Origin of the sequence: Halalkalibacter flavus (genome assembly GCF_036663575.1) — a bacterium.
Taxonomy (GTDB): Bacteria; Bacillota; Bacilli; order Bacillales; family Bacillaceae_D; genus Halalkalibacter; species Halalkalibacter flavus.
The window spans coordinates 117,675-131,551 of the sequence record NZ_JAWRVK010000006.1; the positions used below are offsets into that span (position 1 = coordinate 117,675).

Here is a 13,877-nt window from a genome sequence, read left to right on the forward strand (position 1 = left end):
ATATATGTCACAAGAAATCATCATCGTTATAACTGCATTTCTATTGTTTTTATTGACAGGTTTGTTTGGTGGAATCGGTATTTATAGTATTCTCCACCAAAAAAAGAAGCGAGCCATATGGTGCTTTGCTATTGGATTTTTCTTAATTATTGTTTACTTGCTAGCTATGTTTATAGTAGGGTTCGGTGGTATATAAGGAGGGGTAATAGTGGCAGAAGTTGAATATGTACGAGCATTTTACAAAACAGGGGCCTATATTGCGGAATTACTTGAAAGACAAGAGGAGAATGGCCGTGCTCTTGTGAAAGTTAAAGCTGTTATTAAACATCCCACACAAGGTGATCTTCACAACCCGAAGATGACAGATGTACCTTTATTTCATCAGCGGAAAGCTTTGTCTGAGTTTGAGAAAACGTGGGTGCCTCTCTCGTCTTTAAAGGCATATGAAGGGGAAGTACCGAGTTATAAGGATTCACTTCAGAAAGCTCTACATGATGAGATTAGCAAGTTAGAGGGTGAGCAGACGGAGTGGGCCCAGCTTTCGTTAGAAAAATTAGAAGAGTGTAAGAAAGAATATGGATTATCATAATCATTTGAAACAAAGCCGAGTATAGAATTATGTTCTATACTCGGCTTCTTTCATATCCATTCCATGAAGCCATAACCGAATGCTTAAATCCAGTAAAAACAATTCGTCAGGATCATCTAAGGAACAATTCGTTAACGATTCAATTTTTCGTAAACGATAAAGAAGTGATTGACGGTGTAAATTTAATTCCCTTGCTGTTTGACTAACATTCCCATGATTATGATGGTATGCGGTAAAAGTATAGAGAAGGTCAATTTGTCTTTCTTCAGCATAGCGAAGCAGAGAATCAAGAATTGATTTTGCGATGTCGATTAATTCATCGTTTTTCAATAAGTTATCCATTACACGATCAACTTTTGTATCCGCATAAACAGATATGCTATTTCTTCCATTCCTTTTCCGACCTATTTCTAATGCTTTTTTTGCTTCTTGATAACTAGTTCCAAAACAAGAATAACCATATTGCTTAGCAATGCCCCAAGTAATGGAGATCGAAGGATTAAGGAATTGAAAACGAGTTTGTAGCTTGTTGATATAGGTTTTTGCTTGTTCCATAACATGATGATTAACTTCCAGAAAGATGATTAGTTCTTCATTTTGGTATGTTACCATTGATTTTAATGCCATCGATTTAGCGATCGATTCAGCTTCTTCTTCCATATGACGAATCCATTCATGCAGCCAGTGGTCAAATGTAATCGATAAATGCTTCATTGACCGAAAGCTTTGTTCAAGCTGTTCTGGTTTCCCGACTAGACATATATATGGTAGGTTAATTTGATAATTAAGGGATTTTGCTCTTGATAGCATAAGCTCGGTTGAAGGGATGGCATCTCTAGATAACTCCCAAACAAAATCATCTCGTAACCTCCATTCAGCCTCCTTAGCTGCTTGTTCGTGTAAGAAATGAATGGCAACAGCGGTCGTTACGTGTTCAAGTAACATTACCCACTCAGAATGTTCCTCTTCACTAAAAGGTTCAGCTCCAAACCCACCAACAACGATATAGCCTTGAATGTTTCCGGAAGAGTGAATCGTTATTTGTAAGGCATACCCACCGTCATACTCAATCCATTCAAACGTTTGGTCAAGAGAGTGATATATTCCGTCCTCTTCTAGTTGCTTATGCAAAAAATCAGCCCACTTAGTCGATAAGTCGTCAGGAAAAGGGTCTGACTTGCCGCGGATGACACCACGTTTATCTGCAATTAACACTCCACAATCAATGGACTTAGCTACATGATCAGCAACAAGGTTTAAGGACTTACCAGATAGGATGAACTCGAGTAGAGATTTTCGAATATTTTCAATTTTTTCAAGGTATAGATGTTTTTGTTCATGAATTTCTGCAAGGACTTGCTCTAAGATATCAGAAAATCGAATGGACCAATCTAATTCAATTAAAATGAACTGATGCTTGTTTGCGAGCTCAATGATTGAATTTGGGATCACTTTCACAAAAGGGCCGATTGCAATAGCGAGTCCTGAAGCACCTGCTTCGATTATTTCTTTTACAAATTCATAGAATGTTTGTTCATTATTGGCACAGCCAACCCCAGTTGTGAGAACGAGTTCATTTTTACGAACAAAAGTTTCGACAGGTGTTTCAATCACGGATACCCAATCTACAGTGGTCTTTTCTAATTCGGATACGCCCGTCCGAGTGACTGCTGATTTGAGAATTTCTAACGACTGAACACGATTCATTGTAATTGTCATAAAAACCGTCCTCCTTACAACAAGGTTATTACGTTACAAAATGAATATGATTATCTTCTATTGTAAGACAATGTCAGAACATTTGTAAAAAAAGATGAATAACCGTCTTTTTTTTTCATACAAATTGATGAATGTTTTGCTCTATGTAAATGAATATGATGAAAGTAACAAAAGAGAGGGGTGGCAACATGGAAGCAAAAAATCGTTTACAAGCAGGTACAAAGTCAGTTTGGGCAGGGGAAAAAGAATATTTGGTACACGGAGCAACTCAAGTTCCAGTCGTGCATAGTGTTGCCTACAATTATGATGATATCGATGAGTGGTATGAAGTGGCGATTGGAAAACGAAAAGGTCATATATATGGAAGAAATACGAACCCGACTGTGCAATCCTTTGAAGACAAAGTGAAAATATTAGAACATGCAGAAGCTGCTACTAGTTTTTCAACCGGAATGGCAGCCATATCAAACTCACTTCTTACGATACTTAAACCTGGTGATAGAGTTGTCTCTATTAAAGATACCTATGGAGGAACAAATAAAATATTCTCGGAATTTCTACCTAGATTAAATATAGAAGTCGAGCTCGTTGAAACAGGAAATCATGAGGAAATGGAAAGAGAAATTGCAAAAGGCTGTAAATTGGTTTATTTAGAAACGCCAACGAACCCAACAGTCAAAATTACGGATATTGTCCGAATTACAAAAGCGGCGAAAAAAGTTGACGCGCTTGTATTCGTTGATAATACATTCGCAACCCCGATTAATCAAAACCCGTTAACGCTTGGAGTGGATCTTGTTATTCATAGTGCTACTAAGTTTCTTGGTGGTCATGCAGATGCGTTAGGCGGGGTTGTTTGTGGGTCAGAATCCCTTGTTAAGGATATTTATCATTATCGTGAAATAAATGGAGCTACAATGGATCCTATGGCAGCCTATCTCATTCTGAGAGGGATGAAAACATTAAAGTTGCGCGTGGAAAAGCAGCAAGAAAATGCGATGAAAGTCGCTCAATTTTTAGAAAATCATGAAAAAGTAGAACAAGTGTATTACCCAGGGCTTCAAACACACACAAGCCATGAGATTGCTAAAAAGCAAATGAAGGGCTTTGGCGGGATGCTGAGCTTTGCCTTAAAAGGTGAATTAGATGCTGTTCGTCAGTTTCTACCAAAGTTAGAGTATGCTCATCGTGCTGCAAATTTAGGTGCTGTTGAAACAACCGTTGGTCCTGCAAGAACGACAAGTCATGTTGAAAATACATCGGAAGAACGTGCTGCTTTAGGGATACCAGAAGGATTAGTACGCTATTCTGCCGGGATAGAAGATATTGACGATTTACTAAATGATTTAAAGCAAGCACTCAATGAAATAAAAAGCCATTGAATAAGGAAAAACCGTCCTTTTCATGGCCCTCAAATAAAGCTGTAATAAGGGTGATGTCATGTGGGAAAAGGTCAGTGGCAGAAACAATTAGTAAAGTGGAGAAGACATCTACATCAGTATCCAGAATTAAGTTTTGAAGAAAAACAAACAACTGCCTATATCATTCGACAAATTAAAGGGTTGCCAGGTGTATTGATTCAATCAGGGAGAGATCAAATTGGATTAGATACAGGGGTCATTGCAACAGTTGGGGATGGAGAGCGCCCAGTTATTGGGCTCCGTGCCGATATTGATGCTCTGCCGATATCAGAGATGACGAAAGCACCGTATCAGTCATGTCATACCGGAGTGATGCATGCATGCGGGCATGATGGACACACAGCCATGCTTATTGGAGCAGTTTACTTTCTATCAAGCTTATATGAAGCGAATCTGCTACATGGAACAGTAAAATGTATATTCCAGCCAGCTGAGGAAACTGAAGATCAATTTGGAAAAACAGGTGCACAGTATGTATTAAATAGTGGAGCATTAGATGAAGTGGAAGCATGTTTTGCCTTGCATTTAGATCCAGATATTCCAATAGGTGAAGTTAAGCTAAAGGCGGGAGTGGCAATGGCTAATGTCGATACCTTTACGGTGACGATTAAAGGAACAGGGGGACACGGAGCATACCCTGAACAATCAGTTGATCCAATCTATTTAAGTTCTTTGATATTGCCATATTTGTATAGTTTGCCGTCAAGACAAACTTCTGCCCTTGAACCATCGGTATTAAGCGTTTGTCAAATTACTGGAGGAGTCTCTTCAAATGTAATCCCATCTGAGGTAACCATTCGCGGAACGATGAGAACGTATTCTGAGAAAGCAAGGAATCACCTTTCAGCTGAACTTGATAAAGGATTAGCTCAAATTGAAGCGCTAGGTGGTTCCTATCGGCTACACCTTCATCATGGGGAACCTGCTCTTATAAATGACCCTGACATGGTAAGTGTTCTTTCAAACGCGATTAGATTAGTAGAACCCAATGTTGCTATTCATTCGATACCATATGGATTAGGCGGTGAGGACTTCAGTCATATAACGAAACAAATTCCTGGAGCGATGATGTTTCTTGGAGCAGCTGATCAGAACAACATGAAAACAAGTCTTCACCAGCCTTCGTTTTGTTTTGATGAACGTGCGTTAGAAATTGGCACACACACACTTGTGAAAGCAGCCTTACTTTTGATGAAAAAGGGAGGGATTGAAGGTGGCACATAAAGTAGATTTGATTGGTTTTGGCGGAGTCGGTCAAGGGTTTGTTGAAATTCTAAGAGAAAAAGGGTGGAAGCTTAAGAAGGAACATCTAGACTTTAAAGTTGTTTCCATATCTGATTTGTATAAGGGGTCCCTTCATCATCCAGATGGTCTCTGTTTAGATAAGGTGATGAGTTCAATCAAGGAAACAGGAAGCCTAGAATCATACCCTGATCAACCAGGTCTTATCAGGGGCTGGTCAACTCAGGAGACCATCGAGAAATCTAATGCAGATTCTGTTGTTGAAATGACGTTTACAGACGTTGTTACAGGCCAACCTGCTATCGATCATTGTACTTGGGCTTTCTCGAATAAGAAGAATGTTGTGATGACAAATAAAGGTCCTGTTGCCTTAGCATATGATACGCTATCCAAGCTTGCTGAAGAAAATGGAGTCCGCTGGTTTTTTGAAGGCGCCGTAATGAGCGGTTCTCCGGCGTTGCGTTTACCAGTAGAAACTTTAACTGGAAATGATATCACTGAAATACGCGGTATTTTAAATGGTACAACGAATTATATGTTAATGCGGATGGAAGAAGGGCTTAGTTATAAAGAAGCACTTCAAGAGGCAAAGGAAAAAGGCTATGCAGAAGCAGATCCAACTGCTGACGTCGAAGGGTACGACGTTTTATATAAGGTGTTAATTTTAGCGAATGTGGTCCTGGGTGTTCCGTTGAAACGAGACGATGTTACGTGTAAAGGAATAACTGGTGTAACACAGAGTGCCATAGAAGAAGCAAAGAGATTAGGGAAATGTTGGAAATTAATTGGTTCATTGAAAAGAACAGAAGAGGGAGTAAAGGGTTCTGTTGCTCCGGAGATGGTGATATTAGATGATCCATTAGCAGGGGTATCAGGTGCGATGAATGCAATAACCTATCACTGTGACTTGTCTGGACCGATTACACTTGTCGGAGCAGGAGCAGGAATTAAAGAAACGGGATTTGCCGTTCTTATCGATTTAATACACATGGAACGCAACAGGTAACAAGAGGGGGGATAAAATGAAAAACCAAATCGTTCAAGAGCGTATGTTAATTGGAGGCGAGTGGGTTAAGGCAAAGGAAGAAATGGATGTCTTTGATCCAGGTACGGGTGAATTAATTGCAACGGTACCGTCAGCGAGTGTGGAAGATGTTAAGGAGGCAATTAAAAAGGCAAAAGATGGTGCAAAAAAAAGTGCAAATTTATCTGTGCATGAGAGAATGAACATTCTTCATAAGGCAGCTTCCTATATAGAGGCAAATAAAACTAGCTTTGTAAATACAATCGTAGCAGAAAGCAGTAAAACAATTCGAGAAGCTAGGAAAGAAGTGATTCGCTGTATTGAAACACTCCGATTAAGTGCTGAAGAAGCAAGAAGAATTGATGGGGAGACGATCCCTTTTTCACAGATGCCCGGTCATGAAACGAGAGTTGGGTATGTATATCGTTTTCCAGTAGGAATCGTTGCAGCAATTACCCCATTTAACGATCCTCTTAACCTTGTTGCACATAAAGTAGGTCCAGCTATTGCAGCAGGGAATGCAGTTATCGTTAAGCCAGCATCTCTGACTCCATTAAGTGCTTTACGATTAGCAGAAGCTTTCTTACACGCGGGACTGCCAGCAAATATACTATCTGTTATTACAGGACGTGGTTCTAATATATGCGATCCATTAGTAGAACATGACGATGTTAGATTTGTTTCTTTCACGGGAGGCTATGAAACTGGCAAAGAAATTACGAAAAAAGCCGGAGTTAAGAAAACAGGGATGGAGCTAGGTTCTAATTCACCAACCATTATTCTAAAAGATGCAAATGTAGAAGAAGCCATTTCGTCAACAGTGTCTGGGGCATTTGGAGTGGCAGGTCAAAATTGTATTGGCGTCCAACGAATTTATGTTGAGTATCCCTTGTATCAAACATTTTTAACTCGATTTGTTAAAGAAACAAAAAAATTAAAAGTAGGAACAAAAAGCGAAGAAACAACAGATATCGGACCGATGATCTCTGAAAATGAAGCAAAGAGAGTTGAAAGCTGGATAGTTGAAGCAAAGAAACTAGGTGCATCCATTTGTTGTGGAGGGGAAAGGAAGAAAGCTTATGTCGAGCCAACTGTCTTAACGAATGTTCCGATACAAGCAACAATTGCAACACAAGAAGTCTTCGGTCCAGTCGTACTCATTGAACCTGTTGATTCGCTCCAAGAAGCGATTGAGCAATCAAATGACAGTGGATATGGTTTGCAAGCCGGCATTTTTACAGAGAAGCTAGAAACAGCATTTCAAGCAATTCATGAGCTTCAATTTGGAGGGGTCATGATTAATGATAGCAGTGATGTGAGAATTGATGGAATGCCATTTGGTGGGATAAAGGGTTCTGGAATTGGTCGCGAAGGAGTTCGATATGCAATTGAAGCAATGACCGAACAAAAAGTTGTAGCTTTTAAATTACAAAAATAGCTGTTCTCTAAATATGAGAGTGGGGCTTAGAAAGAGGTGAAATCTTTGTTTGCATTAGAAGAGTACACGAGAAGGTTGGAGGCCGTCAAAAAGCGGATGGTTGATGAAGGGGTCGATGTTCTCCTTATTTCTAACCCTTCCAACATGTATTATTTAACAAATTATTCGGCTTGGAGCTTTTATGTCCATCAAATGATGGTTGTAACGTTAGAAGACGCTCAACCGTTATGGATTGGGCGTCAAATGGACGCAAATGGTGTAGCAAAAACAACGTGGCTTGATGAACACCATATTATTGCCTATCCCGACTTTTATGTTCAGTCAACGGAACGACACCCGATAGACTTTGTCGCTAATATATTAACGGAAATTGGTCAAAGTAGGAGAACGATTGGGATAGAAATGGATGTTCATTATTTTACAGCTCTTTGTTATGAACGGTTAAAGCACGGTCTGCCAAATGCGACATTTAAAGATACGTCAAGCTTGGTAAATATGATTCGGCTTATAAAATCAAATAATGAAATCACTTATATGAAAAGAGCAGGAAAGATTGTGGAGAATGCCATGACAGCAGCATACGATCGTGTTCAAGTCGGTGTTCGAGAATCAGATGTTGCAGCAGCGATTTATTATGCTCAAATAAAGGGAACGAAAGAATTTGGTGGGGATTATACTTCGATTGTACCTATGATGCCAACAAATGAGAATACGTCTTGCCCCCATCTCACATGGACGGATCGGCCTTATCAAAAAGGTGATTTTTTAACTTTAGAAATTGCTGGTGCCTATAAACGATATCATGCACCAATGGCAAGAACGATGGCAATTGGCACAGCCCCAAACGAGGTTAAGGAACTTGCTAAAGTCGTTGAAGAAGGAATTGAGGCAACACTTGATTTTATTCGACCTGGAATTCGTGCAGAAGAAGTTGAACGAATCTGGAGTAAAACAATTGGTAAACATGGGCATAGAAAAAGCTCCAGACTTGGCTATTCCGTTGGATTAAGTTTTCCACCTGATTGGGGAGAGCATACCGTTAGTTTCCGGCCAGGAGATGAAACAATCTTAAAGCCAAATATGACGTTTCATTTAATGCCAGGTATTTGGTATAACGATTATGGAGTGGAAATAACGGAAACGATTCGCATAACAGATCAAGGTGTTGAGCTTTTAACAAACTTCCCACGTGATTTGTATGAAAAGCCGATGTTATCAATCATATCAGATGAGCATACGTCTTAAGGAGCAAGGTGACTCATGAGGCAAAGCATACCTCTTGAGTCAGTTTTTTTTGTGTTTTAGCACAAGTGTAAGGGGTCTCATTTAAAAAATTGTTACGTAACACGAAAAAATAGTGACCTTACATATTGGTGGTGGTAAGATACAACTACGGAATGTAGAGAGGACGGTTTGCTATGAAAGAAAAATCTCTGCTATTCACATATGGCATTGTCTTTTTTGTGATGATTATTTGGGGATTAAATGTTGTTATGTTGAAAGTGTTAGTAGAGGCATTTCCACCAATAACAATGACCGTATTTCGAATTATGGCTGCAGGAGTGGCAACAGCTGCTATCATTCTCGGAAGTCGAATTATGAGAAAGCTAACGAAAAAAGAATGGAAATACACGCTTTTAGGAGCGCTTTTTGGCGTTATTGCTCATCATTATTTCTTAGCAATGGGCTTAACAATGACAAATGCTTCGAATGCTGTTTTAATTTTAGCGCTTCTTCCGCTATCGACTTCGATCCTTGCTGTTATCTTTCTTGGTGATCGTTTAACGAGATGGAGGATCGTCGGAATAGGTTTAGGGTTTATTGGTGTACTTTTTATTCAAGGCGGGGGAGGAGATAGGGCTATATCTCTAGGTGAGATGTATATTTTTATCGCAATGTTCGTTCAAGCGATTAGTTTTATTTATATTAAAAAAGCGACTGCAACTTTAGATTCAAAACAAATGACAAGCATGATGCTGCTAATTGGATCAGTTGGACTTCTTGTCATTAGCTTTCTGTTAGAACCCGGAAGTTTTGGAAGGATGATAGGCGCACCATTAGGCGTCTATGTTATCTTTTTTGTTTCAGCGATTGTCGCTACTGCGGTTGGGCATTTTTTGTTTAATGCTGCAATCCAAAAAATTGGAGCAGGGCAAACGGCTATTTTTAATAACTTTGTACCTTTTTTTGGGTTAATTAGTTCAGCTATCTTTTTAAACGAACAAGTATACTGGTATCAAACATTTGGATTTATTTTTATTGTAGTCGGTGTGTTATTTGGAACTGGTTATATTGAGAATGCATGGATGAAACAAAAAACAATATCTAAAACATTACAGAAAAAAAGCGTGTAGTAGCATTTTTCTTAAGTCTCCATTATTGTAAAGAAACATTATATATCAGTAAAAAACCAAATCGAACGCCGGTTTGGTTTTTTGCTGATATATAAATAATGATATTGGACACTTTAATAATAATAAAAAGTTGATTGAGGTGAAATTGTCATATGATAACAAAAAGACATTTCTTGTTTAATATGGGTTTAATGATTCCATGGTTATCTTTAATATTTATAGGGAAACGGAATATAAAACGTTATTCTTTTGCGGGGTTTTTTATTATTGTTTTTGAGATTATCAATCACTTGTATGGACATAAGCGGAATTGGTGGAAGTTTTATGATAAACAAAAATCATTTCTTAGGGACGAACTTCCTTTTAGTGTTGGCCCCTATATGCCTTTATCTATGTGGATACTTAAATATTCGTTTGGAAACTTTAAAAAGTTCGTTCTCCTTAATGCTCTAGCTGATGCAATTTTTGCTTTTCCGATCATTGATGTTCTTAAAAAATTAAAAATTGTACGTCTCAATCAATTAAATCATCTTCAGTTTTTTATCTACTTACACTATAAAGCGTATTTATTATATGGGGTGCAGTATTTATATGAGAAAGCAAAAGGATTTAGTTGATTTATCTACTATGAGGTTCATTAAGCTCCTTGTAAACATTCAACGTTATGACATTAAGGTGAATAAAACCCGCTCAGAGTGATCTCTGAGCGGGTTGGTCTATTAATTAGCTAACAAAAAAATTAATGTTTGGTTGTACAACTGATTGTAGTTCTTGTTGTTGCTCAGCCGTTAAAGGAATAAGAGGTAAGCGAACAGGGCCTGCTTTGATCCCTTTCATTTCCATTGCAGCTTTTACTGCTGTTGGGTTAGGTGCCATGAATAGAGACTTCATCACTGGGAGAAGTTGACGATGCTGCATAGCAGCTGCTGTCACTTGACCTGCTTGGTAGTTACGAACCATTTGCTGCATTTCGTTACCAACAATGTGGGACGCAACGGATACAACTCCGGCTCCACCAATAGATAACATAGGCAATGCTAAACTATCATCTCCACTATATACAGTAAAACCTTCAGGAGCGTGTTCAATGATTGTTGCAATTGCATCTAAATCGCCACTAGCTTCTTTGATTGTGACAACATTAGGTAGCTGTGCTAAACGTAATGTTGTTTCTGCATTCATATTGACTGCACTTCTCCCAGGAATATTATAAAGCATGACAGGAAGTTTCGTTGCATTTGCAATCGTAGAAAAATGCGCATAAATTCCTTCTTGAGAAGGCTTATTGTAATAAGGTACGACAAGCATGATTCCATCTACACCGATTTCTTCAGCCTGTTTTGTAAGTTCAATTGAGGCTTGAGTATTATTTGAGCCTGTTCCAGCGATAACTGGAATTTGGCCATTTGCTGTTTCAACGACAGTTTTAAACAGCAATAATTTCTCCTCTGTAGAGAGAGTAGGAGACTCTCCTGTCGTTCCAGCTACGACGACTGCATCCGTTCCATTTGCGATAAGATGTTTTACGAGCTCTTGTGTTGCAGGTACATCAAGTTGTCCATGTTGATTAAATGGTGTGACCATTGCCGTGATAATACGACCAAAATTCATCCAATTCACCCTCAATTCATAAATAATTTTCCATATACGCAGGGGAAGATGGGCTACTGGGAGGCACAAAAAAACAACAATGAGGCCTCTACTCATTGTTGTTAGGTTTAGCAAATGCAGCAAAACCAATTCAATGTGTGAGATAGCCCTCCATATAGCAATTTTTGCTATATGACAGTACTGCCCTTATTTAGAACAGTCCCAGCTAATGAGACATGAGATCTCATTAACTTCGGCAAGTATCCCTTTCCAATTAGCATCTTCAGATCTCATTCTCCTCCGCTAAAGTACTTTTGATCCTTGCACCTCTACCCTCACTTCAATGTATGAAGTAAGATATAACGTAATTTGTGTCTACCTTACCAAATGTTTACGATGTTTGCAATGCTTTAATGAGAATTTCTTTGTAATAAATTTAAAAGCTTGTCCAGTTCTTGACTACACTCAACGGTTACTTTTGCTGTCATTCCATACTTTTTAGCAAGGTTCAGCATTTGTAATCGTTTTTGCTCAATTTCTACACATATCATATTGCACTCCACCTCAAAAAGAATGAACAAACAGACGACTTGATTAGGCTGAAATGGGAAAGTAGCGCTGATGTGTGTCTAAGCAAATGTCTATTTATAAAAATTATTATACCCATTAGAAGTATGTTGAAAAGTGTTTCTTCTAAAGTAGTCATAAATAGATGAAATTAGCAATAAAACGACAAAAATTGCAAGTTGATTTCTAGATATTTTCAGGTTGAGATGTGGATTTACTTCGCACAATAAAGGTAGGAGGGATTCCAATGAAATGTGTAGGTTATTTGGTCATCACGGCCGCATTATTAACAGGATGCACCATACCTCAAGAAGCGGAAATGGGAGCCAGCCCTGACAGGAATGAAGGTTTTAATGGGTATGGAGTACAACAGGTGCGTGCTCTAGAAGGACCTATTAGTGATATGATGGTCCCAGATCAATCACCAAAAGGGTTAACAGATCCAGTACGTCATTTAACAGACAGAGGATCATATACAACGCGGCACCGGAATTTGAGTATGAAACATGAGGGACTTAATCAACAAGGAGCCCGAATTCTTAGTAATCGTCCTGGTGTTTTGCGTGATAAATACTCATACAGCAACGATCCTCATGTTGCGCGAAATAACAATGGAATGAGGAATCAGCAAGCGACAACAGAAATAACGAGGGAGATTGAGACGCGTGTTGAATCATTAGAAAATGTTAGGGATGCCCATGTTATGACAGATGGCAACCATATTGTAATTGGTGTTGAGTCAAGAGAACAAGACCGAGTAAAGCTAAAAAGGTTAGTGGAAGATGAAGTACGACAAATAACCGACCTTAGAAATGTCCGTATTACAACAGATCGAAAGATGATTAACCGAATGAATGCTGTCGAGCATCATGTTGGTCTTGATAAACCATTTGATTCCATTGGTGGAACAGCTGGGGAACTAACTGATTTAGTGGATGATGCAATACACGGTCGTAGATAAAAGCAGGGAAGAAAAAATCCCTGCTCTTTTTGTGTGTAACACAATTCTGATTAATGAATTCCGAAGTCTTCAGTGACTGAAAGGAATTCACGTTCCATTAATTTATGCGACAAAATTGCATTTTCGTAATAGACACGTGCGTTTGTCACTTGAAGATGATGAACAGGATCTTTAATGTCTTTTAAAATTCTCTCCAATGCATCAAGTTCCATTAATGTTGAAATATGTACATGATGCATACTATCAAACGGTTCTGGTCGATTTAAATCAATGAATTCAGAGCTCTTATCGCGAATGTTTTTTATTTTACTTAACGTAGTGTCGACATCAGCTGATTGAACATTTGGTTGATCAAAGAACGGAGCGATCTCTTCTAACAAGGTGGCAGTGTCACTAATATAATGTCCGGCTTCTTCTGCATAAGATTGAAGCGCAGTATAACGAGGAACCCTTTGTTTGTTTTGATCTCTAATACTAGGAGGGGCAGGGACATCATTTTGATAATGAGCTCTAAATTGCTGAGCTTCTACATCACCTACAATATCTGCTTCCGAATCGGCTCCGCAACTTGCAAGAATCAAACTGGTTCCAAATAAGATCAAGACATGTTTCTTTTTCAAGGTGCATCTACCTCCGATATACAAACGTTTCCCCTAGTATGAATCAAGAAGGAAAAAGTATGCATTAACGTTAAAGTTCCTCCGTATGATGTAGCAAAGGGAAGAGGAGGAGCGCAAATGTATACTGCATTATTAATTATTTCAATCTCTATTATATTTCTGTTGTTTTTGGGGTTTATGATGTTAGGGAACAGGGTTGCGCATACACTCGAATATTTGCAGGCGAAAGAAGCAGATCAAGAACTCGCTGAAATTGAGGAAATGATGAAGCAATACAATAAAAGAGAGAACGATAAATAAAGGAGTTGTCCCAAAAGCCAGAATAGAGAAGGCAATGGCGCCGTTCGCTACG

At 38.8% G+C, this 13,877-nt stretch carries 15 protein-coding genes and 1 riboswitch; of the genes, 11 read left to right on the top strand and 4 right to left on the bottom strand.

Annotation, left to right across the window (positions count from 1 at the left end; all coding sequences use genetic code 11):
- The first annotated feature begins 4 nt into the window (after positions 1 to 4).
- Positions 5 to 196: a hypothetical protein gene (locus tag SAY88_RS06155; protein WP_332630227.1), complete on the top strand. Its 192-nt coding sequence runs from the start codon at positions 5 to 7 to the stop codon at positions 194 to 196.
- Between the two features lie 12 nt (positions 197 to 208).
- On the top strand, positions 209 to 589 hold the full coding sequence (kapB, locus tag SAY88_RS06160; RefSeq protein WP_332630229.1) for a kinase-associated lipoprotein KapB: 381 nt from the start codon (positions 209 to 211) through the stop codon (positions 587 to 589).
- Between the two features lie 27 nt (positions 590 to 616).
- Here the strand turns inward: kapB and SAY88_RS06165 are convergent, their stop codons facing one another.
- Complete coding sequence (locus tag SAY88_RS06165; RefSeq protein ID WP_332630230.1) at positions 617 to 2,308, bottom strand: PucR family transcriptional regulator; 1,692 nt, start codon at positions 2,306 to 2,308, stop codon at positions 617 to 619.
- Positions 2,309 to 2,496: 188 nt separating this feature from the next.
- Between SAY88_RS06165 and SAY88_RS06170 the strand changes: the two genes are divergently transcribed.
- The 7 genes from SAY88_RS06170 to SAY88_RS06200 all read left to right on the top strand — a co-directional run bounded on the left by SAY88_RS06170 (position 2,497) and on the right by SAY88_RS06200 (position 10,404).
- On the top strand, positions 2,497 to 3,690 hold the full coding sequence (locus tag SAY88_RS06170; protein ID WP_332630232.1) for a cystathionine gamma-synthase family protein: 1,194 nt from the start codon (positions 2,497 to 2,499) through the stop codon (positions 3,688 to 3,690).
- 60 nt (positions 3,691 to 3,750) lie between these two features.
- A complete protein-coding gene (locus SAY88_RS06175; protein WP_332630233.1) occupies positions 3,751 to 4,953 on the top strand; it encodes a M20 metallopeptidase family protein in 1,203 nt (400 codons plus the stop codon).
- Positions 4,943 to 5,977 carry a homoserine dehydrogenase gene (locus SAY88_RS06180; RefSeq protein ID WP_332630235.1) on the top strand — a complete coding sequence of 345 codons (1,035 nt, stop codon included), beginning with the start codon at positions 4,943 to 4,945 and terminating at the stop codon, positions 5,975 to 5,977. Before SAY88_RS06175 ends, SAY88_RS06180 begins: the two co-directional genes overlap by 11 nt.
- Positions 5,978 to 5,993: 16 nt before the next feature.
- Positions 5,994 to 7,433: an aldehyde dehydrogenase family protein gene (locus tag SAY88_RS06185; RefSeq protein ID WP_332630236.1), complete on the top strand. Its 1,440-nt coding sequence runs from the start codon at positions 5,994 to 5,996 to the stop codon at positions 7,431 to 7,433.
- Positions 7,434 to 7,478: 45 nt separating this feature from the next.
- A complete protein-coding gene (locus SAY88_RS06190) occupies positions 7,479 to 8,678 on the top strand; it encodes a M24 family metallopeptidase (protein ID WP_332630238.1) in 1,200 nt (399 codons plus the stop codon).
- A gap of 173 nt (positions 8,679 to 8,851) precedes the next feature.
- On the top strand, positions 8,852 to 9,787 hold the full coding sequence (locus SAY88_RS06195; protein WP_332630240.1) for a DMT family transporter: 936 nt from the start codon (positions 8,852 to 8,854) through the stop codon (positions 9,785 to 9,787).
- 152 nt (positions 9,788 to 9,939) lie between these two features.
- Positions 9,940 to 10,404 carry a hypothetical protein gene (locus SAY88_RS06200; RefSeq protein ID WP_332630242.1) on the top strand — a complete coding sequence of 155 codons (465 nt, stop codon included), beginning with the start codon at positions 9,940 to 9,942 and terminating at the stop codon, positions 10,402 to 10,404.
- Positions 10,405 to 10,510: 106 nt separating this feature from the next.
- Here the strand turns inward: SAY88_RS06200 and dapA are convergent, their stop codons facing one another.
- Complete coding sequence (gene dapA, locus SAY88_RS06205) at positions 10,511 to 11,398, bottom strand: 4-hydroxy-tetrahydrodipicolinate synthase (RefSeq protein ID WP_332630243.1); 888 nt, start codon at positions 11,396 to 11,398, stop codon at positions 10,511 to 10,513.
- A 135-nt stretch (positions 11,399 to 11,533) separates the two neighbouring features.
- Positions 11,534 to 11,717: riboswitch (Lysine riboswitch) on the bottom strand.
- A 70-nt stretch (positions 11,718 to 11,787) separates the two neighbouring features.
- Entirely contained in the window at positions 11,788 to 11,928 is a 141-nt protein-coding gene (locus SAY88_RS06210) for an aspartyl-phosphate phosphatase Spo0E family protein (RefSeq protein ID WP_250094928.1), read from the bottom strand.
- 263 nt (positions 11,929 to 12,191) lie between these two features.
- On the opposite strand from SAY88_RS06210, the gene SAY88_RS06215 reads away from it, so the two are divergent.
- On the top strand, positions 12,192 to 12,905 hold the full coding sequence (locus tag SAY88_RS06215) for a YhcN/YlaJ family sporulation lipoprotein (RefSeq protein ID WP_332630245.1): 714 nt from the start codon (positions 12,192 to 12,194) through the stop codon (positions 12,903 to 12,905).
- Positions 12,906 to 12,955: 50 nt separating this feature from the next.
- Here SAY88_RS06215 and SAY88_RS06220 read toward each other — a convergent pair whose 3' ends face one another.
- A complete protein-coding gene (locus SAY88_RS06220) occupies positions 12,956 to 13,525 on the bottom strand; it encodes a hypothetical protein (protein ID WP_332630247.1) in 570 nt (189 codons plus the stop codon).
- 117 nt (positions 13,526 to 13,642) lie between these two features.
- Here SAY88_RS06220 and SAY88_RS06225 point away from each other — a divergent pair, with 117 nt between their 5' ends.
- Positions 13,643 to 13,825, top strand: coding sequence for a hypothetical protein (locus tag SAY88_RS06225; protein ID WP_332630249.1), 183 nt, complete (start codon positions 13,643 to 13,645; stop codon positions 13,823 to 13,825).
- Positions 13,826 to 13,877: the final 52 nt, after the last annotated feature.